This is a genomic window from Actinomycetospora soli, assembly GCF_021026295.1.
GTDB lineage: Bacteria > Actinomycetota > Actinomycetes > Mycobacteriales > Pseudonocardiaceae > Actinomycetospora > Actinomycetospora soli.
The window spans coordinates 265646-289999 of record NZ_JAJNDA010000006.1; the positions used below are offsets into that span (position 1 = coordinate 265646).

Sequence of the window (24354 nt, forward strand, 5' to 3'; positions counted from 1 at the left end):
GGAGGCCCGATGAACGACACGGCCAGCACGACCCCACCCGGCAGTCCGGAGGCCCTGGACCAGGGCTGCCACTGCTCGTTCCTGCTGAACGGCGAGCAGGACTCCGAGTTCGTCAACCCGCTGTGCCCCCTGCACGGGGCGCAACGCGCCGGGGGGTCCTCCTCGTGACCCACTCCCCCGCACGACCCGTCCCCCGCGCCCGGCCGCACGCCGAGCCCCGGGGGCTACGGGCCCAGTTCCGCGAGACCCTGCGCGAGCGGGTCCTCGAGACCGCGTCCGCCGCCGCCACCGAGCAGGGGTGGGGCCAGGTCCGCATGAGCGACCTGGCCCGCCGCTCCGGGGTGTCCCGGTCGGCGATCCACCGCGAGTTCGGGGACAAGGAGGCGGTCGCGGACGCGCTCGTCGCCCACGAGTCCGACCGCGTGATCGCCGAGGTCGGCCAGGCCCTCATCGACGCGCCCGACTGGCGCGCGGGCCTCACCGCCGCCCTGCGCACCACGATGGCCGCCCGCGACAACCACCCGCTGCTCGACACGGTGCTGACGAGCGCGCACGACGACGTCAGCCTGCTCCCGCAGCTCACCACCGGAAGCAGCGCGATCATCGCCCGGGCGCGGGTGATGCTCTCGACGTGGCTGCGCGGACACCACCCGCGGCTGCCCCGGCCCCTGCTCGACGACGCCGCGGACGTCCTCGTCCGCGCCGCCCTGAGCCACCTCACGGCGCCGGACACCGACCGCGAGCTCACGGTCGCGCGGCTGCAGCGCCTGGCGGTGCGCCTGCTCGACCCCCGCTGAGCGCGCTGTGATCGGGACCACCCGACGTCGGGCGTGAGGATCCGCGATCCGATCGCGTCCTACGGGACGAGTTCGACGGCACGCTCCGCCCACCGGGGGCGGGGCTCGCGAACCACCGACGAAGGAGGTTCCCATGAGCACCCCCACGCCCACCGCGCCGAAGACCACGACGCCGAGCCCGGCCGCCCCGACCGGGTCGGCGCTGGAGAGCACCCAGGGCAAGACCACCATCGCCGACGGCGTCGTCGCCAAGGTCGCCGGCCTCGCCGCCCGTGAGGTCAACGGCGTGTACGGCTTCGGCGGCACCGCCGCCCGCGCCTTCGGCGCCATCACCGAGCGCATCCCCGGCAGCCGCTCCTCGGCCTCGCAGGGTGTGTCGGTCGAGGTCGGCGAGCGCCAGGCCGCGGTCGACCTGACCATCGTCGTCGAGTACGGCGTCGCCATCGCGGAGCTCTCGCGGGCCATCCGCCGCAACGTGATCGGCGCGGTCGAGCAGATGACCGGCCTCGAGGTCACCGAGGTCAACGTCGACGTCGTGGACCTCCACCTCGCGGACGAGGAGGACGACGCCCCGGCTCCGGCCCCGGCCCCCGCCCGCGTCCGGTGACCCGCCCGGTGCGTCCCGGCGACGCCTCCGCCCCGGCCCTCGTGGCCGGGGTGGACGTCGACCGGGTCGCCGCCGCGGTCCTCGCCTGCCCACTGGTGTGCGGTCTCGCCACCGGTGAGCACGGCGCCACCGAGACCTACCTCCCCGGACGACGGGTCCGCGGGGTCCGGGTGCACGACGACGGCCCGGGTCCGGCCCGCATCGTCGTCTCGGTCTCCGCCTGCTACGGCGCCCCGATGCGGCGCCTGGTCGAGCAGGTCCGCTCGGCCGTCGCCGTGCGGGCACCCGGCCACCCCGTCGACGTCGTCGTCGCCGACGTGGCCTGATCCGGCCCCGGCCTCACCGCAGGATCTCGACGAGCAGCGCCCACGCGTTGCCCAGCCCGGCGAGCAGGGCGAGCACGACGGCGGGTGCGATCCAGTAGAGGCCGCCGACGGTGCCCGTGGCGAGACCCACCCCGGCGACGACCGGTGCCACGAGCACCGCCGCGGCCGGTGTCCAGCCCAGCAGGACCCACCCGGCGAACGGCTGCTCCGCCGACCGCCGGCCGGGCAGGGCCTGGCGCACCAGCACCGAGCCCGCGACCAACCCGATCACCAGCAGCTCCACCGCGAGCGCCACCTTGCCCTGACCGGGCACGAGCACCACGAGCGCGAGGAAGAGCGGCACGGCGAGCAGCACCAGCGTCTGGGCCGCCCGACCCGGCAGGTGCGCGTCGCCGAGGATCACCCGCAGGTTGAGCGACACCGCCACGAACACGAGGCCCGCCAGCGCCGCCGAGGCGCCGGCCGTCGCCACCGCGAAGTCCGTCCACGGGTCCGCCGAGTACGCGTTCACGCGGACGAGTGTGCTCCGCGCGTCCAGTCCCAATCAGAACCGACCGGTCGGTACTGTGCCGCTGTGACCGGGTCGGGGCGGACCCGACGTCCCGCGGGCGGGACGTCGCTGTTCGTCGTGCTCGTGCTCGACCCCGTGACCGAGGAGCTCGACTCCTACGGTCCGTACGGGTACGACGCCGCCCTCGCGGAGGCCGCGCGGCGGCGCGAGGAGTACGACCGCGAGGACCTCGGCGAGGTCATGATCCTCGTCGTCCCGCTCCACCCCGCCACGCCGCCCACCGGGACCTGACCTCACCCGTCCTCGCGGAACCAGCCCCCGCGGTCGTCGAACCCGTCGAAGGTCGGGGCGGACGGTCGGGGCGGCCGCGCCAGGGTCGACCCGAGCGGGCTCGGCCGCGGCACCCGGGGCTCGTCGTCGTACCCCTCCCGCGGCAGCGGAACGCCCTCGACCGGCCCCCCGACCGGGACGTCCACCGGCACGTCCTCGACCAGACGCACGTGCCGCCCGGCCCGCGCCTCCGCGGCCGGGTCCACCGCCGACGGGACCGGCTCCGGCACCGGAGCATCCCCGGCAGCGTCAGCGTCGTCGGCGTCGGCGGCCTGTTCGGCATCCCCGACCGGGCCGCCCACCGCGACCATGATGTGCCCGCCCGAGGGCGTGCGGCCGGCGTCGACCGGCTCCCCCGACGCCTCGGCGTGCTCGAGCGCGGCCCGCAGGTCGTCGACCGGCAGCGGGCGGCCGCGGGTGGTGGTCGTCGCGACCCGGGCGGTCAGGGGCACCCCCGGGTGACCCTCGGAGGCCAGCGCGAGGCCCTCGCCGATGCGGTCGGCCAGATCGTTCAGGTGCACCGCGGACGCGCCGGGCACGAGGACGACGAACGTTCGCGGGTCGAGGCGCACCGCCACGTCGACGGGCCCGAGCGGCTCGGTGAGCGCGGCCGCGACGCGGTGCCCCGCGTGGTAGGCGGCGCGCGGCGAGGCGAGCGCCTCGTCGTCGAACGCGGGGATGTCGAACAGCGCGACCCCGACCTGCAGGGCGCCGGGCCCGCCGCGCGGTGTCCAGCGGGCGAGGAAGTCGCCGTCGGGCAGCCCGCTCGCCGCGTCGGTCCCCGCGACGGCCCGGGCGCCCGCCGCGGCGTGCGCGTCCGCGATCTGCTCGCGCAGCTCGCGGGTGCCCGCGTGCGCGTCCCGCATGCGGTCGATCATGTGGTAGAGCGAGGTGGTCGCCCACATCTCCCCGGGCGTGCCCGCGGAGCCCGCCGCGTCGCCGCCCGCGGGCATCGTGCTCGCCAGCAGCTCGTCGACGGTGCGCAGCACGTCGGGGGCGAGGCGGGTGCCGAGCGCAAACCGCAGGCGGGCCAGCTCGTTCGCGGCCTGGGCGCGGGAGAAGCCCCACCGGCCGTCGAAGATCCGGCTGGGCTCGACGGCGGGGTCGGACGGGTCGTAGGTGTGCTGGTCGGTGGCCACGAGGAACGCCCCGGCGCGCGGGCCGAGCGCGACCACCGTCCACTCGTCGGCGAGCGCCTCGGCGGGGTCGAGCTCGACCACCGCCACCCCCTCGGGCGCGGGGTGGGCCTCCCCCGCGACGAACCCGACCACCGCGGTGACCCCGGCGGTGGCCATCGCCTCGTAGACCGCGCGCTCCCGGTCGAAGTAGGGCAGCTGCTGGAACAGCGCCACCACCACCGTCGGATGCTCGACGCTGCCCGCCATCACCGCCTTCTCCACGGCGTGCGAGACGTCGACGAGCAGCCGCTTCGACATCCGCTCCGGCCGCGAGCCGCTCGCCCGGTCGCGGGCGACCCGCGTGTGGTCGGACAGGTTGTCGATGAAGGCCCGCTCCACGCGGGTGCGGGTGGCGTGGGCGAGCGGACCTTCCAAGGCATCCCCCTGAGGTGCGACGACACGGGGGAACTACCTCGGTCGGGTGGCGGTGAGGCCTCCGGTCCCGGGCCGCCCGGCGAACGGTGGCGCCGGGTCGACCAGCGGCGCTACAGCTGCGCCGCCCGCACCGCGTCCGCCAGCGACGTGGGGGCGCGCCCGAGGAGGTTCTCCAGGGCAGGGCTGTCGGTCTCGAGCTCGCCGCGGGCCAGCGATCCCTCCAGGGCGGCGACGAACTCGGCGGTGCCCCGGTCGGCGCCGGCGGCCACCATCGCCTCGGTGAGCTCCTCGGGGGTGTGGTCGCGGTAGACCACGGTGGTCCCGGTGACCTCGGTGATCGTCGCCGCGAGGTCGGACATCGTGAACGCCGGGCCGCCGAGCTCCCAGTAGCCCTGCTGGTCGACGACGTCGCCGGTGAGCAGGCTGACCGCGGCCTCGGCGTAGTCCGCCCGGGTCGCGGCGGACACCTTCCCGTCGCCCGCCGCCCCGAGGATCTCCCCGCGCTCGAGGTAGCGGGGCAGCTGGGCCGTGTAGTTCTCGGTGTACCAGCCGTTGCGGGCGACGGCGAACAGCAGGCCGGAGCCCTGCAGCACGTCCTCGGTCGCGGCGTGCTCGGGCGCGAGGACCAGCTCGGTCTCGTCGGCGTGGATCACGCTCGTGTAGACGACGAACTCGACGTCCGCGGCCTTCGCGGCGTCGATCACCGCCGAGTGCTGGCGCACCCGGTCGCCCGGGTCGGGGCTCGAGACCAGCAGCAGCCGCTCGATGCCCTCCAGCGCCGGGCCCAGCGTGTCGGGGCGGTCGTAGTCGGCGACGCGCACGCCGACGCCGAGGTCGGCCAGGTCGCCGGCCCGGTCCAGGTCGCGGACCAGCGCGAACACGTTGCCCGCCGGCACGCCGCGGCGCAGCAGGGCGTCGATCGCGAGGCGACCGAGGTGGCCGGTGGCTCCGGTGACGGCGAACGAGGGGGCGGGCGTGACGGGCGTGCTCATGGTCGGCAGGGTGGCCCGTCGCCGTCGGGTCCACACCCGGGTGCGGGGCCGCGGGCGGAGAAAGGTGGCGGAAAGCCCGGCGGGTCACGCTCGGGTGCGAACTCGCCGACCACGGAGGACGTCATGGCGGTCCGCACGCTCGCACGCCGCCCGACCCGTCGTCGGGAAGGACGGCCGGTGTACTCCGTGGGAATCTGCGCACCCGGCGGCGGGCTCCGGGCCGCCGCGGTCGGGCTCGGCACGCTGCAGGTGCTGCGGGCCACCGGCTGGATCCGCCCGGACGGCTACCTCTGCTACGTCGACGAGCACGTCGGGGTGGCGGCCGCCCTCCGGCACGAGTGCCGGACGACCGTGGTGGTCGACGTCGGCAGCGGGCCGCCGGAGCTCCCCCGCGGCATCGAGGTCGACGACGTGTCGGGGCTCGCGCCGGGCAGCGGGCTGCCCGACGACGCGACCGGGCCGTTCCGCACGCGCCTCGCGAGCGCGGCGGTGGTGGCGGGGTGGATCACCTACGCCTCCGGGCGCCGCGGCCGGCTCGTGCTGGCGATGCCACGGCTGACCGCCGACGCCCCCGAGGCGGTGATCGGGTACGCCGCGACGCACCCGGGCTTCCCGCACGAGTCCGCCCCGCTCGACGACGAGCAGGTCGAGGTCTACCGCCAGCTCGGCCGACATCTCGGGGCGCACGTCGTGGGGACGCTCCTGCGCCTCAGGAGGTGAGCCAGGCCCGCCATCCGCGTCGGCGCGGGACGGGCGGGGGTTCCCGACGCCGGGTCACCTCGGCCAGCAGGTCCGCCGCGTCGGCGGGGTCGCCGACGAGGCGCAGCGCGTCGGCCGTGGGCCGGTCCAGCCGTCGGGCGAGCGCGCGCGGCGTCAGCTCCCCGGTGTGCACCGGGACGCCGTAGCGACGCGCGACGACCGCCCGCTGCTCGGCCGAGACGCCCGGGCCGGTGACGAGGAACCGCGGGTAGGCCTGCGAGGCGCGCCACCCGTGCTCGCCCTCGACGACGTCGCCCCACAGCGCGACGACACCCAGGACCTCGTGGTCCGACGGGCTCCAGCCGAGCGTGCCGGTGTCGGCCACCGCGTAGAGCCCGCACGGGCAGGAGTCACCGGGCGGGGTGTGCCGGGGACTCGCGCAGGTGGCCACCATCGGCCGCCCCGCCGGCCACGGGGTCCCGGTGAGCGGGGAGAAGAGCGTGTGACGGTGCTGGGCCCGCCGGCCGACGCGCCAGGTGCGCCAGCCGAGGACCGCGGCCGGGACGTCCGGCACCGCCACCACGCGGTGCGGTGCGGTCACGGGCGGGCGTCGGCCGTGACGGTGCGGGGCTCGAGGGGCTCGACGGGCCCGAGCCCGTCCACGTTCTCGACGGGGGCCTCGGGGGCGGCCGGGACGGGGCTCTCGAGGGGCTCGGCGGTGAAGCGACGCTGGACGCGTCCGATGTCCATGCATACAAGCCTGTCACGGGGCGCGACCGCTTTCCAGGGTCGGTCCGACTCTCGCATGGGACGATCCACGACGCCGATCTCCCCCGGCGGCCTCAGCCGCAGGACCGGCCGTTGCGGTCGTCCTCGCGCAGGCTCGCGACGTAGCCTCGGTTGCCGCCGTTCGAGGCGTCGGCGCCGGTGTGCGCGTACGTGACCATGAAGTGCCCGTAGTCGTAGCCGAAGGCCAGGTCGACGTGACGCAGCAGCCGCCCGGACGCGTCGCGGTCGATGCCGGGCTCCGCGCGCAGCGTGATCTCGCGGCCGCCGAGCAGCGACTCCGCCATCTGCTTCGCCTCCGCCCCGCCCGGCGTCGACGGGTCGCAGGAGTCGATCCCGAGGACGTGGATCACCTGGTCCCCGGCGCGGACGGTGTCGCCGTCGAGCACGTCGGTCACGGTGACGGTGCTGCGGGCGGGTGCCTCGGTGGAGCTGCTCGACAGCGACACGGTCGTCGCGCTCGACGTCGGGCTCATCGCGCCGATCCCGACGAGGCCGACCAGCGCCACGCCGATCCCCGACCACACCTTCTCCGCCGTGCGCACCGTGCCCTCTCCCCGACGTCGTCCTCCGATGTCGCGGATGTCGGCGCGCGTTGCCCCGGTGTTACCAGCGGGTGGACCGATCGGGTGACTACTGCATTCCGACCACGGCACTACGGCACCGCGTCGTCGAGGGCCCCGCGGTGATCAGGCCGGCACTAGCGTCCCGCGTCACCCGACCCTCCTCGCGTGAGGACACCGTGATGAGCCAGCAGCAGTACCCCTACGCCGCGCCGCAGCCCGGGGGCTTCGGCCCGCCCGTCCCGCCGCCCCGCCCGGCCGGCACGAACACCATGGCGATCCTCGCGATCGTGTTCGCCTTCGTGTTCTCGCCACTGGGCGTCGTGTTCGGCGTCGTCGGGCGCCGGCAGACGGCACGCACCGGTCAGGCCGGACGCGGGCTCGCGACGACGGGTCTGGTGCTGTCGGTGGTGTTCCTGCTGCTCGGCATCGCGGCGACCGTGTACGTCACCGTCCTCGCCGGGCAGCTCCTGCGCTCCGTCCCGACGCCGACCGTGCCCGGGTCCCCCGCCGTCTCCGCGCCCGCCGTCACGGGGCCGGTCGGTCCGGGCACCGTCGGGATCGCCGACGGCGACTACGGCCCCGAACTGCCCGCGGACGCCCTCGCCGCGGAGGTGGGCGCCCGCTCCGGGGCCACCGACGTCATCTGCCCCGGCTACCTCCCGGCCCAGGTCGAGGCGAGCTCGACCTGCGACGGCGCCCTCGACGGCCAGGCCGCCCGGTTCCGGGCGACGGTCACCGCGGTCGACGGGTCGGAGGCGACGATCGACATCGCGCGGGAGCAGTGAGCGGCGCCGCCCCCAGATGACAGCAATGCGTCACCGCTGTCACCGGACGCCGGGATCGCCACACCGTCGCGGGGGTCGACCCTGTTCCCGCCGAGCCTGGGACCGCCACGCCCAGGCTCGGACGACCGGGACGTGCCACGGTGGGTCACGGACCGGATCGGTCCCGTGAACCAGAGGCGGGTATGACCACCACCATCCCCATGTCCATCACGGTCGACGGCGAGCGGCACGACCTCGACGTCGACCCCCGCACCACCCTGCTCGACGCGCTGCGCGAGCGGCTCGGCATCACGACGACGAAGAAGGGCTGCGACCACGGCCAGTGCGGCGCGTGCACCGTGCTGCTCGACGGTCGTCGGGTGCTGTCGTGCCTGACCCTCGCCGTCGCGAAGGACGGCGCCCACGTCGTCACGGCCGACGGGCTCGCCACCGACGGCGAGCTGCACCCCGTCACCGAGGCGTTCCTCGCGAACGACGCCTACCAGTGCGGCTACTGCACGCCGGGCCAGATCTGCTCGGCGGTCGGGGCCATCGACGAGGCGCGCCGCGGCATGCCGAGCGCGGTCACCGCCGACCTGGCCGCCGACGTGACCCTCGACCGCTCCGAGATCGCCGAGCGCATGAGCGGCAACCTCTGCCGGTGCGCCGCCTACGTGAACATCGTCTCCGCGGTCGAGGAGGCGGCGCACCGATGAGGCCCTTCACCTACGCGCGGCCGGACGCCGCGGCCGACGCGGTCGCCACGCTCGCCGCCGACCCCGACGCCCGCTTCCTCGCCGGCGGGACGAACCTGCTCGACCACCTCAAGCTCGGCGTCGTCGAGCCCACGCAGCTGGTCGACGTCACCGGCATCACGAGCACGGAGATCACCGAGCTCGACGACGGCGGACTGCGGATCGGCGCGGGGGTGCCGAACTCCGACCTCGCGGCCGACCCGCGGGTGCGGGAGCGCTACCCGGCGGTCGCCGCGGCGATCCTCGCCGGCGCCTCCGGCCAGCTGCGCAACATGGCCTCGACCGGCGGGAACCTGCTCCAGCGCACCCGCTGCGCGTACTTCGCCGACCCGACGACGCCGTGCACCAAGCGCGACCTCTCCCAGGGCTGCTCGGCGCGCGGGGGCTGGGCGCGCTACCACGCCATCCTGGGCGCCTCGGAGCACTGCATCGCCACGCACCCGTCGGACCTCGCCGTCGCCCTCGTGGCGCTCGACGCGCAGGTGCAGGTACTCGGTGCGGACGGGGCACGGACGATCCCGATCGCCGCGTTCCACCGCCTCCCCGGGGACGACCCGACGCGCGACACGGTGCTCGCCCACGGCGACCTGGTCACCGCGGTCGACCTCCCGGCCCCGACGCCCGCCGTCGCGAACTCGACCTACCGCAAGGTGCGCGACCGGGCGTCGTACGCGTTCGCCCTGGTCAGCGCGGCCGTGGCGCTGGAGGTGCGGGAGGGGACGGTCGTCGACGTGCGGATCGCGCTCGGCGGCGTCGCCCACAAGCCCTGGCGGGCCACGACGGCCGAGGCGGCCCTGCGCGGGCGCCCGGCCACCGACGACGAGTTCCGCGCCGCGATCGCGGCGGAGCTCGAGGCCGCCGAGCCGGTCGAGAGCCCGCTCGGCGGCAACGCGTACAAGATCCCGCTGGTGACCGGCACGGTCGTCAGCACCCTGCGAGGCCTGGCCGGAGGTGTGGCATGACGACGATGGACGCCCGCAGCATGGGCACCTCGGTCCGGCGGATCGAGGGCCCGGACAAGGTCACGGGCACCGCGGCCTACGCCGGGGACACCGTGGCCGCGGGGACGCTCGTGCTCCACCCGGTGCAGGCCACGGTCGCCCGCGGGGAGATCACGGCGATCGACACGAGCGCGGCGGAGGCCGTGCCGGGGGTCGTCGCGGTGCTGACCCACCGCGACGCACCGCGGCTCGGCGACACCGGCGACCCGGAGCACCGGGTCCTGCAGGGCACGACGATCCACCACCGCGGCCAGTTCGTCGCTGCGGTGCTCGCCGAGCACGCGGAGGCCGCGGCGGAGGCCGCGCGGCTCGTCGTCGTGAGCGTGGACGAGGCCCCCTCGACGACCGGCTTCGACCCGGACGCCGAGGCCTACACCCCCGCGGCGCTGGGCAACGGGCAGCAGGCCGACACCCTCGTGGGCGACCCGGACGCGGCCCTGGCCGCGGCACCCGTCGTCGTGCGGGCCTCGTACTCCACGCCGATGGAGCACCACAACCCGATGGAGCCGCACGCGACCACGGCGACGTGGATCGACGGGCGGCTCGAGGTCCGGGAGGCGAGCCAGGGCGCCGAGCTCGCGCGGCAGACGCTCGCGACGCTGTTCGACGCCGAGGTCACCGTGCGCTCCCCGCACGTCGGGGGCGGCTTCGGCACGAAGGGCTTCCTGCACGCCGGGACGGTGCTGACCGTGCTCGCGGCGCGGACGGTGCCGGGCCGACCGGTGCGCTTCGCGCTCGGGCGGCGGCAGATGTTCGAGACCGTCGGGTACCGGCCGGCGACCGTCCAGCACATGGCGCTGGGCGCCGCGGCGGACGGGCGACTGGAGGTCGTCGCGCACGACGTGGTCGGCGCGACCGCGCGGTACAAGGAGTTCGTCGAGCCGGCCGGCGGGTCGACCCGGTCGATGTACGCGGCGCCGCACCGGCGCACGTCGCACCGCGCGGTGCCGCTCGACCTCGACGCCCCGACCTACATGCGCGCCCCCGGCGAGGCCCCGGGCAGCTTCGGGCTGGAGTGCGCGGTGGACGAGCTGGCGGTCGCGCTCGACCTGGACCCGATCGAGCTGCGCGTGCGCAACGAGCCCGACGTCCACCCGGAGAACGGGCTGCCGTTCTCCTCGCGCGGGCTGGTGGAGTGCCTGCGGACGGGGGCCGAGCGGTTCGGCTGGTCGAGCTGGGACCGTGCGCCGCGGCGCCGGCTGGTCGACGGCTGGTGGCACGGCGTCGGGGTCGGCTGCGGGACCTTCCCGGCGTTCCGGATGCCGGGCTCGACGGCGGAGATCACCTTCACCGGGGGCCGGTACGTCGTGGCGATCGGGGCGGCCGACATCGGGCAGGGCGCCCGCACGGTGCTGACCCAGATCGCCGCGGACGCGCTCGGGGTCGACGTGGACTCCATCGCGGTGGAGATCGGGTCGACGCAGGTGCCGGTCGGGTCGATCGCCGGGGGGTCGGCGGGCACCGCGTCGTGGGGCTCGACGGTCGTCGAGGCCGCGGACCGGTTCCGCGACAAGTACGGCGACGCCCCCGACGAGGGCGACCACGCCGACGCCGCGACCCCGGACAACCCGTGGGCCGAGGAGTACGCGATGGCGGCCTACTGCGCCCAGTTCGCCGAGGTCGCGGTGCACGCCGACACCGGCGAGATCCGTGTGCCGCGGCTGCTCGGGATGTTCGGGGTGGGGCGCATCCTCAACCCGACCCTCGGCCGCTCGCAGCTGCAGGGCGGCATGGTGTGGGGACTGTCGATGGCCCTGCACGAGGAGAGCGTGGTCGACCCGCGGTTCGGCGAGGTGATCAACCACGACCTCGCCGGCTACCACGTGGCCGCCAACGCCGACGTGCGCGTCGTCGAGGCCGAGTGGATCGACGAGGACGACGCCTACGTCAACCCGATGGGGGCGAAGGGCATCGGGGAGATCGGCATCGTCGGGGTGGCCGCGGCCATCGCGAACGCCGCGTACCACGCGACGGGCGTCCGGGTGCGGTCGCTGCCGATCACCTGCGACGACTTCCTGACGTCGGGTCTCCTCTAGCCGGTGGTGCCCCGGTCGCGGCGGTGGACGAAGGTCCACCAGTCCGCGTCCCAGTCCCGCATCCGGCCGCGGTCCAGCGCGAACCGGAGGGCGAGCAGGACCGAGCCCAGCACGAGTGCCACCCCGACCAGCGCCCCGACCGCGTCGACGACACCCTCGACGGCCGCGTCGGAGGCGCTGGCGGGCGGCACCACGGGCCGGTCGCCCGGGCCGATCCACAGCCGCATCGTCTCGCCGGTCTCCAACGACGGCGCGGCGGGGACGGAGGCGGTGTGCCGGGTCAGGTCGGGCTCGACCCAGGCGACGTCGACGTCGGAGAGCCCACCGGTGTAGCCGACCGCGGGGCTGCTGGCGGCGGGCGCCGCGAGCACGGTCGCCTCCACGGGATGGGCGGTCGCGCGCGTGGCGTCGGCCGCCTCCTGCGCGTCCTGCGCGCCGCGCTGGCCGAGCACGATCGCGCACGGGAGCGCGAGGAGCAGCACGACGACCGCGAACCGCAGCGCCGCCGTCTCGATCCGGTCCGACCTCCGCCGCAGCGCACTGCGCCGCGGGAGCAGCGCCGTCCGGATCCGGTCGACGGCACGCAGCGTCCCCATGCGCGCTGGATTCCCGGGGCACGCGGCGGCCAGTCCGCGATGTGACGGAACGCAGACGATCGGCCGCCGTCCGGGCCGGGATCGTCACGCTCAGTCGCAGATGTCCTGCGCCTCCGACTCCTCGACGTCCTCGCCGTGCTGCGGGAAGTACCACGTCACGCGGCGGTAGGCCTCGTCGCCGTCACAGTCGCCGAGGTCGAACGCGACGACGGTGACGCGGTCCTGGACCCCGCGCGCGTCGGGCTCGTCGCCGGGCCGGTACAGAGCGGTGCCGCGGCCGGTCGCCCGGTCCTCGCCCCAGTCCTCCCAGGTGATCCCGGTGACGAGGCCGCGGTCGTCGCCGCCGTCGATCTCCGCGGGCCGCACCGCGCCGTAGCCCCGGCGGTCGCCCTCGCTGCGGCCGAGCTCCGGGCCGTCCCCGGCGGCGGCGCTCGTCGCGGGCACGATCGGCGGCCCGGCGACCGGCAGGGGCGGGACGGTGGTGGTCGGGGCGGTCGTCGCGGTCACGACCGGCGCGGGCGCGGTGGCCGCGGCCGCCGTGTCGGTGGCCCCGCGCGCCAGCCATCCGCCCGCCGCCCCGGCCGCGAGCAGCAGCAGCGCCGCGAGCGCCAGGACGGGCCACCGCGGGCCCTTCCGGACGGCGGGTGCGGGTCCGGTGGGCGGGGCGCCCACCGGCGTGGGCTCGGGTGACGTGGGTGTGGGGCCGGCGGTCCGGTCGCCGGGCGTCGACATGACGGTCGGCGTGGGGCCGGTCGGTGGCATGCGGACGGTCATGGGCTCGCCCGCCGGCGGCGTGTCCTCGCGCTGCTCGACCACCGGCGCCCCCTTCCGGTCCCGTGCCGTCCCGACCGTCGGCCCACCCCGGCCGATCGTGCGGCGGAGTATGCCGCCCGCCTGGGCGCACGGTCGAGGACCCCGGCCGGGGACGACCCGTCGTCGGGAACCGGCGTGGCGACCTGCGCACGTCGGACGTCAGCCGTGTGCCACCGCTGACGTCGGCGCGCCCGCTCTCAGCCTGGCGTCCCCGCTCTCAGCCCGGCGCCTCCGCGCGGAGCAGGTCGCCCCGGCTGACCATGCCGACCACCCGGTCGTCGTCGCCGAGCACCGGGAGCGACCGGTACCGGCGGCGCACCATCGCCTTCGCGACCTTGGTCAGCGGCACGTCGTGGCGCACCGCCGTGGGGCTCGTCGTCATCGCCTCGCCGCACGTGCGGGGCGCGGGGCCGCGGCCGGAGAGCCGGTCGGGCAGGAGGTCGGCCTCGCTGACGACCCCGAGCAGGCGGTCGTCGGCGTCGAGGACGGGCAGCGTCGAGAGCCGCTGCGCGGAGAGCCACGCCGCGGCCTCGCCGACCGGGGTCGACCCGTCCGCGACCCAGCAGCGGTCGATCGGCGTCATCACCTCGCCCGCGGTCGTCCCCACGCGCGGACGGTCGGGCGGGGGCACGTCGAGGTCGACGTCGGGGGTGCCGAGCAGCCGGTCGAGCAGGGAGCGACGCTCGGGGGTGCGCAGCAGGTCGCCGCGGGTCACGATCCCGACCAGCAGCCCCCGCTCGACCACCGGCATCGCCCGCACCTCGCCGTAGCGCCGCATGCGGTGGGCGACGATCCCGACGAGCGTGTCGGGGGTGACCGTCATCGGGTTGCGGGTCATGAACTCGACGACCCGGGCCCCGGCGCGGCCGTCCACCTCCGCGCGCAGCAGGTCGAGCGTGGTCACGATCCCCACCAGCCGCCCGCCGCCGTCGGTCACCGGCAGCGCCGAGAAGCGGTTGTTGGTCAGCAGGGCGCGGGCGTCCTCCAGCGGGGTGCCGGGCGCCACCGTGACGACGCCCCGGGTCATCACCGCACTCGCGCGCACCCCGGCAGTTCTACCGGCCGTAGGTGATCGTCGCACCCGTCCGCTCGAGCTCGTCGCCGGAGAACGGCTGCGAGTCGGCGATGCTGCGGCCCACGCCGACGCGGTAGGTCGGGTCACCCGCCCGGACGTCGGTGAACAGCACGTCGAACCGGCACGCGTCGGCGAAGGGGCTGCTCGTCGCCCACCGGTCGACGGCGTAGCCGGTGCGCGGCACGGTCGCGGAGCCCACCACCGTCCCGTCCGCACCGAAGATCGACACGGACCACCCCGACACCGGCTGCGCCGTGCAGGGAGCTCCCGGCAGGGTCGCCCCGGAGACCGCGACGACCACGATCCCCTGCACCGTCATCGTCCGCGGCCCGGTCGTCAGCACCGCGGCGGCGCCGAGGACGCCCAGCAGCGCGACGACCGCCAGGACGAGCCACGCGACCCGCCGTCGGGACGGCCGCGGCGGCGCGGGCGGGGCCGGCGGCTCCGCGTCGAGCCAGCGGATGCCGCTCGGGGGCGTCGGGGTCCAGGGCTCCAGCGGGCGCCGCGGCGCCGGGACGTTCCCGACGTCGGGCGTGGTGCGGTCGAGCTGGGTCACGTCGCCTCCGTGTCGGTCCCGAGGGGCCGGTGTCGGGGTCGACGTTAGGTCATGGTATTGCGCAGGTGCCTGCCGAAATAGACGACGTGCACCGAGCGGGTGCGTTCCACCCAGGTGAAGTAGATGCGCGGCGCGAGTCCGGCCGACGAGATCTTGATGTGCGACTCCACGATCCGGGGCTCGCCGTCGACGTCGAAGGTGCGGGTGTCGGGCCAGCGGTCCATCACCGACTTCGACTCCCGCATCGCGAGCTTGCGGGGGCTCGCGGGCCAGGCCATCGGGTGCCCGGAGTTCCAGCACCACTGGAAGAAGTCGGCCTCGACGCCGTCGCGGGAGCGGGCCCGCGAGTACCAGGCCAGCGCGCGCAGCGCCCGCCACGCCTGCTCGCCCCAGGCGGCCCCCGCGGACTGCCGGTCGAGCAGCTCGAGGTCGACCCCGGCGCTCGTCGGGAACACGAGGTACCCGCCGAGGTGCTTGCGGGCGAGGGCGGCCGCGTCGGTGCAGTCGCGGGCGTGCACGGGGGCGACGTCGAGGTCCTCGAGCCCGGCCTCGGCGCGCTCGCCGCGCAGGCGGGCCAGCTCCCCGGAGAGCGAGCGCAGCTGGTCGCGCAGGCTCGCGACCTCGTGCTCCAGGTCGCCGTACTCCTCCAGCACGCCCTCCGCCGCCGAGCGCTCGGACGCGAGTTCCTGCTCGAGGTCGGCGATCCGGGCGGTCGCCTTCTCCAGCGTCGCGCCCACCTCCGCGGGGGCCTGGGCGTCGTGGGGGGCGCGGGCCCGGTCGTAGGAGTCCGGTGGGCGCCGGCCGGTGGAGAGGGGGGCGACGACGCCCGCGACGATCCGCCCGGCCAGGCCCGGCTTCGTCCAGAACCGGTCGGCGCGGACGTCGAGGCAGCCCTCGGCGGTGCCGTCGTCGTCCCCGGACGCCGGGTCGAACCCCGGCAGGTAGACGCGCAGGCCGCCGGGCCCGATCGGGGTGGGCTCGCCGAGCGCGGCGGCCAGCGCCGATCCGCCGTCGGGATCGACGACCGCGACGGGGGCGAGGCCCGCGACGTCGCGCACCGTGCGGCGGACGACCGCGTCGAGCACGCGCCCGTCGTCGACCCCCACGTCGTCGCCGAGGTCGGCGAGGACGACGACGGGGACGTCGCGGTCGGCGAGCGTCACGAGGTCGGCGAGCTCCTCGGCGCCGTCGACGCCCCGGAAGCGCATCGGGGTCGCCCGCAGCGGGACCCCCTGCCGGGTGGCCTTGGTGGCGGTGAGCAGCTCCCCGACGAAGATCGGCGGGCGCGGGACGATCGGCTCGTTGGGGTGGTGGCTGGACGCGTCGACGTCGACCCACACCCACGCCCGCGCGCCCTCGTGCTCGGCGGTGCCGCCCGACCACGTGCGCAGCGTGGTCGTCCAGCGGATGCCGTCGCGCCGGTTCGCGATGAACACGGCCCGGACGATCGCGGTGATCTTGGTGTCGGTCGGGTCGCGGTGGACGTCGCGGCGCAGCGTGTAGCGGTCCTGCTTGCTCGTGCGGGTGCGGGGCCCCGGCGGGGTGAGCGGGCGGTGGTCGCGTTCGGCGGCCCGCTCGGCCCACCGGGTGAAGGCGTCGTCGGCCAGCTCCACGGCGGCCGGGTCGTCGGAGGCCCAGATCGCGCGGTAGAGCGTGCCCATGCCCCTCCCCTGGTCGGCCTAGTAGGCGCCCCGCGATCCCAGGACCGCGCCGACGGTCTTCCACAGGATCGTGGCATCCAGGGCCGGTGACCAGTTCTCGACGTACCGCAGATCGAGGCGCACCGACTCCTCCCAGCTCAGGTCGCTGCGCCCGCTGACCTGCCACAGCCCCGTCATGCCCGGGCGCACCAGCAGCTTGCGGCGCGCGTCGTCGGCGTAGCGCTCGACCTCACGGGCCAGCGGCGGCCGCGGCCCCACCAGCGACATCGAGCCGCCCAGCACGTTGAACAGCTGCGGCAGCTCGTCGAGCGAGAGCCGGCGCAGCACCGCCCCGACGGGCGTGACCCGCGGGTCGCGGCGCAGCTTGAACAGCGGCCCGGCGCCCTCGTTCGGCAGCGCGTCGACCTGGCGGTCGGCGTCGACGACCATCGACCGGAACTTCACCATGCGGAACGTGCGGCCGTGCACGCCCACGCGCTCCTGCCGGTAGAACACCGGCCCGCCGTCGCGACGGACGGCCACCGCGATCGCGAGCAGGACCGGCGCGAGGACCAGCAGCAGCAGCGCCGCCCCGACCCGGTCGACGACCGCCTTGATCCCGCGGGTGGTGCCGGAGAACCGCGGCTCGGTCAGGCGCAGCATCGGCAGCCCGTCGACCGGGGCCACGTGCAGGCGCGGCCCGCCGATCTCCATGAGGCCGGGGTCGACGACGAGGTCCACCCCGGTGCCCTCGAGGTCCCACGCCAGCCGGTGCAGCCGCTTCGGGCTCCAGCCGGGGGCGGGCGCGACCGCGACGACGTCCACGTCCTGCGCCGCCGCGTGGCGGGCGACGTCGTCGAGGTCCCCGACGACCGGCGCCGCCGCGGGCCCCTCCCCCGCCGGCGTGCACGCCGCGACCACGCGCCAGCCGTGCCACGGCACCCGCTCGGTCCGCGCGACCAGGTCCGCCACGGCCTCGGGGGTCCCGATGACGAGCACGCGGGCCATGCAGGCGCCCTCCCGCCGGGCACGGTGCAGGACCCGCCGGACGAGCCAGCGCCCGACCAGCACGGCCACCCCGACCGCGGGCAGGACGCCCACCACCCACGGCCGCAGCCCGTCGGCCTTGACCACGAACCCGACGAGGGCGAGAAGCAGGGTCGCGCGCACGAAGGCCCGGGCGAGCCGGTTGAACTCCTCGGACCCCTGCCCGAGCACCTGCGGGTCCCAGCAGTGCAGGGCGGCCATGAGGACGCCCGCGGTGACGACGGCGGCGAGCGCCCCGAGCGCGGTGCCCGCGGGGTCCCACTGCCGCCAGGTGACCCCGACGACCGCGACCACCGCCGTCACGGCCAGCACCAGCGTCACGTCGGTCGCGACGACCGCCCGACGCAGCCGTCCCCGCCAGGCCCGGGCCTCCCGCGTCGGCGGCGCCACGCACTCCGCCGGGTGCGTCCCCACGTCGATCCCCATCCGCGACGTCTTCCCCTCGGTCGCGGTCGCGCCCCGTAGCGACCTCCCACAACTGCTCCGTTCTGCGGAGTCGACGTACATCCGAACGGGTCATGACGCGAGAGTGCGAATCGCTCTCAGTCACTGCAGGTCGCCATGGCGCGGGAGGGGTCCGACGAGGAGGCGAGTGGCAGGCTGTGGGGTCGGACCCGTCGTCGGGAAGGGGTACGCGTGGCGCGATCGCCGTTCGGTGAGCTCCCGGAGTCCGACCGGCACGACGCCGGGTCGGGGTACTGGCCGGGCGACCGCACCGCCTGGGGCGGGCGGGGCCGGGTGCCGGTGCTCGTGGTGCTGGGCGTGTTCGGGGCCGTGCTGGTCGTGGTGCTGGCGCTGACGTTCCTGTCCGACTCGGACGCCGGCTCGGGCGCGGCCGCGGTCGGCGGTCCCCCGCCGCCGGTGCTCGCGAGCGAAGGTGTCGCGCCGGGGACCCCGGTGCAGCTCGGCGGGTACTCCTTCGCGCTCGGGGTCGGCCCGTTCGCGGCGAGTGCCCGCGGCTCGACGGCGGGCTCGCACCTGCTGCTGGCACCGTTGATCGTCCGGAACACCTCCGGCGCGCCGGCGCCGAACCCGCTGGCGTCGCTGCGGGTGCGCGTCGCGCTGGCGTCGCTGCCGGAGTCGGTGACGACGGGGCCGTCGGCGGTGCTGTGCGCGAACCGTCCCGCGGTGTCGCCGCTCGGCTCGGGATCGGCGTCCTACCCCGGCCTGCCGGCGGGCGCCTGCGTGCTGGAGGCCCGGACGTCGGGCTCGGGCGGGATCACGACGCTCGGCCCGGAGGAACAGGCGCGCGGCACCGTGCTGTCCACCCCGGTGCCGGACGCCGTCACCGACACGTCCGCGTCGGTGTGGACCGAGACGACCCCCGGGACGTGGCAGCGGATCGGGTGAGCGCCCGCGCGGCCGACCAGATGTCAGTGGCACGGAGCGACCTCTGGGGCGCCCGGTGCCACTGACTCTCGACGCGGCCGTCCCGTCGACGGACCGTGCTGTGCTGTGCGGGCACCGGACTCGTGCGACACGGGACATGCCCGGTGCCGCACGAGTCCGGCTCCATCGGCGGGCCGTCCCCCTCGCGCCGGCCCGCCGGGCTCAGAAGATGCTGTCGGCGATCACGTCCGGCGTCGGGCCGTCGGCCTGCTCCATCGATGCCTCTTCCGACGCGTCCTCGGACGTCTGACCGCCCTCGCCCGTGGTCGGCTCGTCGCCGTCGAGCATCGGGATGGTCTCGGGAGCCTCGTTGTCCTCGGGAGCGTCGTTCTCCTCCGGGCCCGACCCCTCCTCGGCCTCACCGGTGGGCGGGGTGATGGGCGTGGTCTCCGGCGCCTCGACCTCCGGCGTCTCGGCCTCCGGCGTCTCGACCTCCGGCGTCTCGGCCTCCGGCGTCTCGGCCTCCGGCGACTCGGCCTCCGGCGACTCGGCCTCCGGCGACTCGACCTCCGGCGACTCGACCTCCGGCGACTCGACCTCGGGCGACTCGGCCTCCGGCGTCTCGGCCTCCGGCGTCTCGGTCCCCGGCAGCATCTCGCCCAGGTCGGGGAGCGGCAGACCCGGCGCGCCCGTGTCGGGCTCCTCGGCCTTCGGGTGCTCGTGCTTGCCACCGTGCTCGTGCTTACCACCGTGCTCGTGCTTGCTGTGGCCCTCGTGCTTGCCACCGTGCTCGTGCTTGCCACCGTGCCCGTGGCCGCAGCCGCACTCGTGGCCGTCGTGCCCGTGGTCCTGCTTCTGGTCGTGCGTCGACGTGACGTGCTCGGCCGGCATCTCGCCGGCGAGCGCGACACCGCTGCCGCCACCGGCGACCGTGACCGCCGCGACGGCGGCGAAGGCGCCGCGTCCGGCGATGGTGGCGAGCCGGCCGTCACGACGGCGGGGAGCGCTGTGTGCACCCATGAGGTCCTCCTCGATCGTCCGTGGACATCGCACGGCAGGAGGACCCGGTGTCCCCCGAACCGGGAAGCGGCGGTCACCGACCGTCGCTGAATACGGATAACGAGGCGATCACGGACGGGTGACGGAGTAATCGCGGGGAAATGCAGAAATCGCGCAGGACCGGCTCTGAGCAGCACGAACGGGTCCGACACCGCGTTATCCGGGTTCTGACGATCTGTCACCGGCAGGCAGGCCGTCACAAGTACCCGAAGGTCGTCGGACTCATGCGCGAATGCCGCGCTCGATTCCGGCACCCGCCCACGCCGGCCGCCGCACCCGCCGTCGGGAACGGGCGGACCGTCGAGGAAAGGTTCTGGAAAGGCGGACGGGCTTCCATGTGACCGGTGGACGCCGGTCGGGACGGGACGCTCTCAGAGCGCCCGGCGGAGTCCCAGGGGAAGCGGGGGTCCCGGGGTGTCGGAGGGCCGCCCCGGGGCCGTCTCCTCCGCGAAGCCCTCCGCCGCCTGCGCCCAGGGCGTCCAGCCCAGCGCGCGGGCCGTGTCGGCGGCGCCGCGGAAGTGCCGGTGGGCGGTCTCGGGGTCGCCGCGGGCGGCGAGCGCCAGGCCGCGGTAGAGGTCGACCGGGCCGAGGAACGCCGCACCGATCCCCACCACCACGGTGGCGCCCGGGTCCTCGGGCAGGGCCTTGAGCACGAGGTCGGCGGTCGAGCGGTCGTCGAGCGCGAAGGCGGCGCACGCGGCGAGGCAGAGGCCGACGCGGTCGAAGAGGCCCGACTCGCGCCCCTCGCGGCGCCGGTGGAACTCGACGAGGTGGGCGGCGGCCGTCGGAGGGTCGCCGCCCTGCACCGCGTCGACGGCCGCGCACGCCGCCCACGCGGGCACGTTCGGGTAGTCGGCGGCGGTGCGGGCGGGCAGACCGCCGAGGACCGGCAGGCTGCCGGTGAGCAGGTGGCGGATGACGAGGTGGGCCCCGAAGGCGCCGAGGGCGTCGGCGATGCCGAGCTCGAGACCGCGCTGGAACGCCTCCTGCGCCGCCTGGTCGGCCGCGTCGATCTTTCCCTCGGCCAGCATCGCCGACGCCTCGACGAGCCGCACCGCCCACATCGTGCGGGGGCGGTGCCGGCGTTCGGCCTCGGGCGCGAGCACGGCGTGCAGGTCCAGCGCCTCGCCGAGGTCGCCGCTGCCGACGAGGGCCGCGACCAGCAGCTCGTCGGCCTCGAAGCGCAGCGCGGCCCGGTCGGCCGCGCGGGCGAGCCGGGCCGCGCGCCGGGCGGTGACCACCCGCTCGGCCGCAGGCACGGAGACGCCGAGCTGCAGGTAGGCCTCCGTCACCGCCACCTCGGCCGCGAGGACCGGCTCGTCGGCGGCGCCGCCCAGGGCGAGCAGCTCGTCCAGGAGCGAGGCGCTGCTCTCGATGTCGAGCTGCTGCTCCTCGACGACGAGCCCGCGCAGCACCCGGACCCGCTGCACGTCGGTCAGCGGCAGCGCGTGCACGCGCCGGAGCCGGTCGAGCCGACGCGGCCGGCCTGCGATCGACGGCCCCTGCGCGTCGTCGCCCAGGGCGGCCGCGACGGCGTCGCCCACGTCGGCGTCCGGGTCGGCGACGACCGCGTCGAAGTCGTCCGCCGCCTCGTCGACCCGGCCCAGTCCCTCGAGCACCAGGCCGCGGAGCAGGCGCGCGTGGGCGGGCCGCGACGTCGCGGGCGCGGCGGTGTCGAGCAGCTGCAGGGCGCTCGACAGCGCACCGTCCCGGTAGGCGGCGAGCGCGGCCGGCAGGTGGGCGTCGGCGACGTCCGCCGCGGGCAGCAGCGCCGCGGCCCCCACGGTGTGCCGCAGGACGGTGAAGGGCTCGGCGTCCGTGCCCAGCCCGGCGAGGCGCGCGCGGTGCAGCTGGGCGCGCTCGACGGCGGGCACCGTGTCCAGGACGGCCGCCGCGGTGAGGTCGTGGCGGAAGGCGAACCCGTCGGAGGTGGGCTCCACGAGGGTCATCCCGACGGCGGGTCGGAGGTCCCGCGCGAGGGTGCGCTCGTCGGTGCCGACGGCGTCGGCGAGCTCGCTCAGCGGCGACGGGCCGAGGACGGCCATGGCCTCCAGCGCCACCCGGCAGCGTTCGGGCAGACCCCCGAGCTGGTGGGTGAGCAGGGGCCGCAACCGGGCGGGGACCCGGCGGGTCGCGGCCTCGCGCGCCTCGTCGTCGGGAAGGTCGCGCAGCTCGGCCAGCAGGGCCGAGAGGTGCAGCGGGTGTCCGGCGGTCCGCGCCCAGAGGGTGGCGACGAGTCGCTCCCCGGTCGCTCCCCCGCCCACCGAGTCCTCGACCATCGCGCGCGTGGCGGCCTCGTCGAGCTCGCCGAGCGGGAGGCGGAGCACGCCGTCGAGCAGGGCGAGGTCGGCCGCGGTGTCGCTCCAGGCGGGGTGCGCGGTGGTGTCCGGCTCGCGGGCCGCGACGAGCACGACCACGCCGGAGGGCAGGCCCGCCCCGCCCAGCCCGCGCAGGACGTGCAGCGACGCGGGGTCGGCCCGGTGGGCGTCGTCGAGCACGACGAGCACCAGCCCGTCCGCCGAGGCGGCCGCCAGGCGGCGACGCAACGTCCGGCCCGGGGTCGGGTCGCGCAGCGACGGCGGGGCGACGCCGACCGCGTGCAGCGCCTGCACCCACGCGGCGAACGGCGCCTGGTCGTGCTCCCAGAGCCCGCGGCCGACGGTGGCGCCGCGCCGCTCGGCCTCCTCGGCGGCGGCGCGCAGCAGCGTCGACTTCCCGATGCCCGCCTCGCCGGCGACGACCACGATCCGGCCGGCCCGCGTGTCGTCGAGCGCCTCGCGGAGGGTGGCGAGCGGGGCGGAGCGGCCGACGACGTCGCGACGACGCCGCTGCTCGGTGTCCAGGACGGCCCGCTCGGCCTCCCGCAGGACCTCGCCGGGATCGACGCCGTGCTCGACGCGCACCCGACGACGGGTGTCGGCCAGCAGGCGCAGGGCCTCGCCGGTGCGTCCCTCGGCGTGCAGGGCGAGCGCGGCGACGGCGACGATCCCCTCGTGCGTCGGGTCGGCGTCGAGCACCTCCGCGGTCAGCGCCACGACCTCCCGCGCGGACCCCGCCGCGAGCAGCGCGCGGGCGTGCGACTCGACGGCGTCGTCGCGACATCGCAGCACCCGCCGGCGCTCGGCGTCGAGCCGCCGCCCGAGCCGGCAGCCCGGGAAGGGTTCACCGCCGTAGGCGGCGAGGGCCACGGCCGCACGGCTCGGCGCGGCGTCGACGAAGCGCGTGAGGTCGACGTCCGCGCGTCCGACCTCGAGCACGTACCCGCCACGGGTGCTCGTGACGGCCGCGGGGGCCACCCACTTCCGCAGCCGCGTGATCTGGACCTGCAGGGCCGCCGAGGGGTTCTGCGGCAGCGCGTCGTCGTAGAGCTCGTCGATGAGCGTCGTCGTCGCGACGGGCCGTCCCGGGTCGCACGCGAGCTGGGCCAGCAGCGACCGCAGCACGGGGCTCCGCACCGGCGGCGCGCCCTCCACCGCCACCTCGCCCAGCAGACGGATCTCCGTCAACGCTCCCCCAGGAGTGACCGCCAGTGACCTCTTACGCCGACCATACGTCCGAGACGGTCATCGGAGTAGACCACATCCGGGCAGGCGACATACTCCTGGTGACTCCCATCCCGGGCGAACCGCTGGGGGACATGATCACCCGGCTCGACGGGTCCGGCTTCTCGCACTCCGCGATCGCCGTCGCCGACGGCGAGGGCCGCGTCGCCTCCGTGCACATGTCGTTCTGCCGCACCCGCCCGTTCGACCTCGGCGGGATCCGCGGCGACCACGTCTCGCACTTCTGGGACCTCGGCCAGTCGGTGTACCGCCTCGCCGTGCGCCCCGAGGTGCCCCGGGGCCCGGCGCTGGAGCGGCTCGCGTCGTGGCACACCCCGGAGGACGACGGGACCTTCTCGGTGCCGAAGCTCGTCATCGTGGCCATCGCCCTCGCCACGTTCGCCCCCGACCTCGACCCGGTGCAGGCCCGTCGCGTGCGAGCGCTCGCCGTCGAGGCGGCCTCGGCCTGGGAGGGCGTGCCGGAGCGCCGGCAGTTCTACTGCGCCGAACTCGTCACGCGGCTCTACGACCGCCCGTTCTCCCACGAGGTGCTCGCACCGCCCGACCCGCAGCGCCCCGCCTCGGGCCCACCGGTCCAGGAGGGGTTCCTCGACTCGCTGCTCGTCCGGACCCTCGGCTGGCTCACCGACGACGACCTCCAGGCGCCCTACGACCGCCTGCTCGCCGCCGTCGAGGAGGCCATGCCGACCTTCCTCGACCAGGCCGCCGTCGACATCCTGCTGAGCCCGTTCCTGCGCGGCGACGGACCGGCGCTGTCGCAGGGTCGACGCACCCCACGGACCGTTCCCGACGACGACGGGCGCGCGCCGCGCCTGCCGTTCTCCCTGGTCACACCGCGGATGTTGCTCGACGCCCCGTGGACGGCCGACCACGTGGAGTTGATCCGGGGTGCCGGCGCGCCGTTGCCTCCTCCGCCCTGAACGGCGGCACGCGGTGGTCACACATCGAGTTGT

At 76.1% G+C, this 24354-nt stretch carries 26 protein-coding genes; 12 read left to right on the plus strand and 14 right to left on the minus strand.

The annotated features are described in order from the left end of the window. The first annotated feature begins 9 nt into the window (after positions 1-9). The 4 genes from LN037_RS12280 to LN037_RS12295 all read left to right on the plus strand — a co-directional run bounded on the left by LN037_RS12280 (position 10) and on the right by LN037_RS12295 (position 1730). Complete coding sequence (locus LN037_RS12280; RefSeq protein WP_230752747.1) at positions 10-168, plus strand: hypothetical protein; 159 nt, start codon at positions 10-12, stop codon at positions 166-168. Continuing rightward, entirely contained in the window at positions 165-797 is a 633-nt protein-coding gene (locus tag LN037_RS12285; protein ID WP_230752750.1) for a TetR/AcrR family transcriptional regulator, read from the plus strand. Before LN037_RS12280 ends, LN037_RS12285 begins: the two co-directional genes overlap by 4 nt. Positions 798-930: 133 nt before the next feature. Beyond that, positions 931-1404, plus strand: coding sequence for an Asp23/Gls24 family envelope stress response protein (locus tag LN037_RS12290; RefSeq protein WP_230752753.1), 474 nt, complete (start codon positions 931-933; stop codon positions 1402-1404). Further along, positions 1401-1730: an Asp23/Gls24 family envelope stress response protein gene (locus LN037_RS12295; protein ID WP_230752755.1), complete on the plus strand. Its 330-nt coding sequence runs from the start codon at positions 1401-1403 to the stop codon at positions 1728-1730. The genes LN037_RS12290 and LN037_RS12295 overlap by 4 nt, the downstream gene beginning before the upstream one ends. A 13-nt stretch (positions 1731-1743) precedes the next feature. Here the strand turns inward: LN037_RS12295 and LN037_RS12300 are convergent, their stop codons facing one another. Continuing rightward, entirely contained in the window at positions 1744-2241 is a 498-nt protein-coding gene (locus LN037_RS12300; RefSeq protein ID WP_230752758.1) for a hypothetical protein, read from the minus strand. Between the two features lie 63 nt (positions 2242-2304). Between LN037_RS12300 and LN037_RS12305 the strand changes: the two genes are divergently transcribed. Continuing rightward, the gene (locus LN037_RS12305) at positions 2305-2532 is read left to right on the plus strand and encodes a hypothetical protein (RefSeq protein ID WP_230752761.1); all 228 of its coding nucleotides are present in this window, start codon (positions 2305-2307) and stop codon (positions 2530-2532) included. 2 nt (positions 2533-2534) lie between these two features. On the opposite strand, the gene LN037_RS12310 is transcribed toward LN037_RS12305, so the two are convergent. Both LN037_RS12310 and LN037_RS12315 read right to left on the minus strand, forming a co-directional pair. Beyond that, a complete protein-coding gene (locus tag LN037_RS12310; RefSeq protein WP_230752763.1) occupies positions 2535-4124 on the minus strand; it encodes a DICT sensory domain-containing protein in 1590 nt (529 codons plus the stop codon). 110 nt (positions 4125-4234) lie between these two features. Next, positions 4235-5116 (minus strand): SDR family oxidoreductase, encoded by an 882-nt coding sequence (locus tag LN037_RS12315; protein ID WP_230752765.1) that lies wholly within the window; start codon positions 5114-5116, stop codon positions 4235-4237. 177 nt (positions 5117-5293) lie between these two features. Between LN037_RS12315 and LN037_RS12320 the strand changes: the two genes are divergently transcribed. After that, a complete protein-coding gene (locus tag LN037_RS12320; protein WP_230752767.1) occupies positions 5294-5836 on the plus strand; it encodes a hypothetical protein in 543 nt (180 codons plus the stop codon). Here LN037_RS12320 and LN037_RS12325 read toward each other — a convergent pair. The 3 genes from LN037_RS12325 to LN037_RS12335 form a co-directional block, all read right to left on the minus strand. Continuing rightward, positions 5826-6416 (minus strand): hypothetical protein, encoded by a 591-nt coding sequence (locus LN037_RS12325; protein ID WP_230752768.1) that lies wholly within the window; start codon positions 6414-6416, stop codon positions 5826-5828. The two genes, LN037_RS12320 and LN037_RS12325, sit on opposite strands and share 11 nt — an antisense overlap. Then, positions 6413-6565, minus strand: a complete 153-nt coding sequence (locus LN037_RS12330; RefSeq protein WP_230752770.1) for a hypothetical protein — start codon at positions 6563-6565, stop codon at positions 6413-6415. The genes LN037_RS12325 and LN037_RS12330 overlap by 4 nt, the downstream gene beginning before the upstream one ends. Positions 6566-6657: 92 nt before the next feature. Continuing rightward, positions 6658-7146, minus strand: a complete 489-nt coding sequence (locus LN037_RS12335) for a thermonuclease family protein (RefSeq protein WP_230752772.1) — start codon at positions 7144-7146, stop codon at positions 6658-6660. Between the two features lie 200 nt (positions 7147-7346). Here LN037_RS12335 and LN037_RS12340 point away from each other — a divergent pair, with 200 nt between their 5' ends. The 4 genes from LN037_RS12340 to LN037_RS12355 all read left to right on the plus strand — a co-directional run bounded on the left by LN037_RS12340 (position 7347) and on the right by LN037_RS12355 (position 11723). Beyond that, positions 7347-7952, plus strand: a complete 606-nt coding sequence (locus tag LN037_RS12340) for a DUF4190 domain-containing protein (RefSeq protein ID WP_230752773.1) — start codon at positions 7347-7349, stop codon at positions 7950-7952. A gap of 182 nt (positions 7953-8134) precedes the next feature. Next, entirely contained in the window at positions 8135-8647 is a 513-nt protein-coding gene (locus LN037_RS12345; RefSeq protein ID WP_230752774.1) for a 2Fe-2S iron-sulfur cluster-binding protein, read from the plus strand. Next, a complete protein-coding gene (locus tag LN037_RS12350) occupies positions 8644-9648 on the plus strand; it encodes an FAD binding domain-containing protein (RefSeq protein ID WP_230752776.1) in 1005 nt (334 codons plus the stop codon). The genes LN037_RS12345 and LN037_RS12350 overlap by 4 nt, the downstream gene beginning before the upstream one ends. Continuing rightward, on the plus strand, positions 9645-11723 hold the full coding sequence (locus LN037_RS12355; RefSeq protein ID WP_230752778.1) for a xanthine dehydrogenase family protein molybdopterin-binding subunit: 2079 nt from the start codon (positions 9645-9647) through the stop codon (positions 11721-11723). Before LN037_RS12350 ends, LN037_RS12355 begins: the two co-directional genes overlap by 4 nt. On the opposite strand, the gene LN037_RS12360 is transcribed toward LN037_RS12355, so the two are convergent. From LN037_RS12360 to LN037_RS12385, 6 genes are all read right to left on the minus strand, one after another. Next, a complete protein-coding gene (locus tag LN037_RS12360; RefSeq protein ID WP_230752779.1) occupies positions 11720-12319 on the minus strand; it encodes an Rv1733c family protein in 600 nt (199 codons plus the stop codon). The two genes, LN037_RS12355 and LN037_RS12360, sit on opposite strands and share 4 nt — an antisense overlap. Before the next feature lie 90 nt (positions 12320-12409). Next, positions 12410-13135 carry a hypothetical protein gene (locus LN037_RS12365; protein ID WP_230752782.1) on the minus strand — a complete coding sequence of 242 codons (726 nt, stop codon included), beginning with the start codon at positions 13133-13135 and terminating at the stop codon, positions 12410-12412. 214 nt (positions 13136-13349) lie between these two features. Then, entirely contained in the window at positions 13350-14177 is an 828-nt protein-coding gene (locus LN037_RS12370) for a CBS domain-containing protein (protein WP_230752784.1), read from the minus strand. Positions 14178-14187: 10 nt separating this feature from the next. Next, entirely contained in the window at positions 14188-14763 is a 576-nt protein-coding gene (locus tag LN037_RS12375; RefSeq protein WP_230752785.1) for a hypothetical protein, read from the minus strand. A gap of 44 nt (positions 14764-14807) precedes the next feature. Further along, positions 14808-16424, minus strand: coding sequence for a hypothetical protein (locus LN037_RS12380; protein ID WP_230752787.1), 1617 nt, complete (start codon positions 16422-16424; stop codon positions 14808-14810). An 18-nt stretch (positions 16425-16442) separates the two neighbouring features. Beyond that, positions 16443-17876 (minus strand): sugar transferase, encoded by a 1434-nt coding sequence (locus LN037_RS12385; RefSeq protein ID WP_230752789.1) that lies wholly within the window; start codon positions 17874-17876, stop codon positions 16443-16445. Between the two features lie 210 nt (positions 17877-18086). Between LN037_RS12385 and LN037_RS12390 the strand changes: the two genes are divergently transcribed. Next, on the plus strand, positions 18087-18800 hold the full coding sequence (locus LN037_RS12390; RefSeq protein ID WP_230752790.1) for a hypothetical protein: 714 nt from the start codon (positions 18087-18089) through the stop codon (positions 18798-18800). A 201-nt stretch (positions 18801-19001) separates the two neighbouring features. Here LN037_RS12390 and LN037_RS12395 read toward each other — a convergent pair whose 3' ends face one another. Both LN037_RS12395 and LN037_RS12400 read right to left on the minus strand, forming a co-directional pair. After that, positions 19002-19799, minus strand: coding sequence for a hypothetical protein (locus tag LN037_RS12395; RefSeq protein WP_230752792.1), 798 nt, complete (start codon positions 19797-19799; stop codon positions 19002-19004). 410 nt (positions 19800-20209) lie between these two features. After that, positions 20210-23344, minus strand: a complete 3135-nt coding sequence (locus LN037_RS12400) for an ATP-binding protein (RefSeq protein WP_230752795.1) — start codon at positions 23342-23344, stop codon at positions 20210-20212. 98 nt (positions 23345-23442) lie between these two features. On the opposite strand from LN037_RS12400, the gene LN037_RS12405 reads away from it, so the two are divergent. Further along, complete coding sequence (locus LN037_RS12405) at positions 23443-24321, plus strand: hypothetical protein (protein ID WP_230752796.1); 879 nt, start codon at positions 23443-23445, stop codon at positions 24319-24321. Positions 24322-24354 lie beyond the last annotated feature (33 nt).

Bases quoted from the DNA above. Each gene is read 5' to 3' on its own strand.
- LN037_RS12330 (WP_230752770.1), bottom strand. From the start codon at position 6,565: ATGGACATCGGACGCGTCCAGCGTCGCTTCACCGCCGAGCCCCTCGAG.
- LN037_RS12395 (WP_230752792.1), bottom strand. From the start codon at position 19,799: ATGGGTGCACACAGCGCTCCCCGCCGTCGTGACGGCCGGCTCGCCACC.
- LN037_RS12355 (WP_230752778.1), top strand. From the start codon at position 9,645: ATGACGACGATGGACGCCCGCAGCATGGGCACCTCGGTCCGGCGGATC.
- LN037_RS12385 (WP_230752789.1), bottom strand. From the start codon at position 17,876: ATGGGGATCGACGTGGGGACGCACCCGGCGGAGTGCGTGGCGCCGCCG.
- LN037_RS12350 (WP_230752776.1), top strand. From the start codon at position 8,644: ATGAGGCCCTTCACCTACGCGCGGCCGGACGCCGCGGCCGACGCGGTC.
- LN037_RS12345 (WP_230752774.1), top strand. From the start codon at position 8,135: ATGACCACCACCATCCCCATGTCCATCACGGTCGACGGCGAGCGGCAC.
- LN037_RS12380 (WP_230752787.1), bottom strand. From the start codon at position 16,424: ATGGGCACGCTCTACCGCGCGATCTGGGCCTCCGACGACCCGGCCGCC.
- LN037_RS12290 (WP_230752753.1), top strand. From the start codon at position 931: ATGAGCACCCCCACGCCCACCGCGCCGAAGACCACGACGCCGAGCCCG.
- LN037_RS12315 (WP_230752765.1), bottom strand. From the start codon at position 5,116: ATGAGCACGCCCGTCACGCCCGCCCCCTCGTTCGCCGTCACCGGAGCC.
- LN037_RS12280 (WP_230752747.1), top strand. From the start codon at position 10: ATGAACGACACGGCCAGCACGACCCCACCCGGCAGTCCGGAGGCCCTG.
- LN037_RS12340 (WP_230752773.1), top strand. From the start codon at position 7,347: ATGAGCCAGCAGCAGTACCCCTACGCCGCGCCGCAGCCCGGGGGCTTC.
- LN037_RS12360 (WP_230752779.1), bottom strand. From the start codon at position 12,319: ATGGGGACGCTGCGTGCCGTCGACCGGATCCGGACGGCGCTGCTCCCG.